The following is a 1,622-nucleotide window of genomic DNA, read 5'->3' as shown; positions in this document are numbered from 1 at the left end:
CGCGGTCGCGGCTCGGCGAGCTCACCGCGGTCGCCGTGCTCACGGCCGCCCTCGCCAGCGGCGGCACGTGGGGTGTCATGTCGCTGACCGACGCCGGTGACGCCTCGGCCGCGTCCGCTGGCACCTCGACGAGCACCACCGACGGCTCCTCGGCCGCGAGCGTCGTGCCCGTGAGCAGCGCGTCGAAGACCAACCCGGACTGGAATGCCGTGACCGCGGCCGTCTCGCCGAGCGTCGTGTCGATCACCGTCGAGGGCAACGGCTCCGGCGGCGAGGGCTCGGGCGTCGTCCTCGACACCAAGGGGCACATCCTCACCAACCACCACGTCGTCAGCGGCGCGGGCAGCAACCCGACGATCACCGTCACCCTGGCCGACGGCAACAGCTATGCGGCCACGATCGCCGGCGAGGACGCATCCACCGACCTCGCGGTCGTCACCCTGAAGAACCCGCCGAGCGACCTGACCCCCATCACCGTCGGCTCCTCGGCCGGTCTCGAGGTCGGCGACCCGGTCATGGCCGTGGGCAACCCGCTCGGCCTCTCGGGCACCGTGACGACGGGCATCGTCAGCGCCCTCGACCGCCCGGTGACGACGAGCTCCTCCGAGAGCGAGCAGCAGGACCCCTTCGCCCAGCAGCAGCAGTCGAGCCCGGTCGTCACCTCGGCCATCCAGACCTCGGCCGCGGTCAACCCCGGCAACTCCGGCGGCGCGCTCGTCGACGCGGCCGGCCGGCTCGTCGGCATCAACTCCTCCATCGCGAGCCTCGGCAGCAGCAGCGGCCAGTCGGGCAGCATCGGCATCGGCTTCGCCATCCCCGTCGACGAGGCCACGTGGATCGCCCAGCAGCTCATCGAGGACGGCTCCGCGGAGCACGCCTTCCTCGGCGTGACGCCGACCGACGGCACGGCCACCCTCGGGTCGGCGACCGCGCGGTGCGCAGATCCGCTCGGTCTCCGACGGCAGCCCGGCCGCCGACGCGGGTCTGGAGGCGGGCGACCTCGTCGTGGGCGTCGACGACTCCCCCGTCACCTCGGCCGAGTCGCTCGTCGGCATCATCCACTCGCACCGCATCGGCACCCAGGTCTCGCTCGCCGTGGTGCGCGACGGCAAGGAGCAGACGATCGAGGCCACCCTCGGCACGGCTCCCGCGTCCCAGGGGTGACCTGCGGGAGCCGTGCCCAGCAGACTCACAGGTCGATGCCAGCGCCGTCCCAAGCCGGTGTCGCAGGATGGTCTCAGGAGCACAGGAAAAGGGAAGCAACGGTCGCTCGTTCGTCTCCTCCCCCGACGCAGGCACCGACTTCCTCCGGCTCCCACAGGGGTGCTACCCCCGCCTTCGGGTGTGGCGTCTGAAGGCGGCGCTGAGTAGCCGAACTCATGCCCCCGGTGTCCTGGCAGCAGGACACTGGGGGCATGAGCATGTCTGGAGACCCGGTCCTCGAGCGGGTGCGCGCGATCGAGGACGACTTCGCGGACGCGATGTCGCGCATGTACACCGTGGGCAACGAGCTGGCCACGCTCCGCGCCCGCCTCGAGACCCGAGGCCTCCCCGGCGCAGTGGACCCCCGTCGCGGAGCCCGCCGCTCCCCCCGACGCCGGCCGCAGCGACGGGCCGCCCCC

At 72.7% G+C, this 1,622-nt stretch carries 2 protein-coding genes; both read left to right on the top strand.

Annotation, left to right across the window (positions count from 1 at the left end; translation table 11 throughout):
* Positions 1–1,355: S1C family serine protease (locus tag AC2W7J_RS18030; protein WP_485984135.1), on the top strand; the 1,355-nt coding region annotated here is incomplete at its 5' end.
* A gap of 60 nt (positions 1,356–1,415) precedes the next feature.
* Positions 1,416–1,622 (top strand): hypothetical protein (locus tag AC2W7J_RS18025; RefSeq protein ID WP_485984134.1); only part of this gene is annotated, 207 nt, incomplete at its 3' end.

Source organism: Janibacter sp. CFPM2_SD2 (assembly GCF_057364645.1).
Note: the sequence above shows the minus strand (reverse complement) of the source record. Positions and strands in the feature narration are given on the sequence as shown.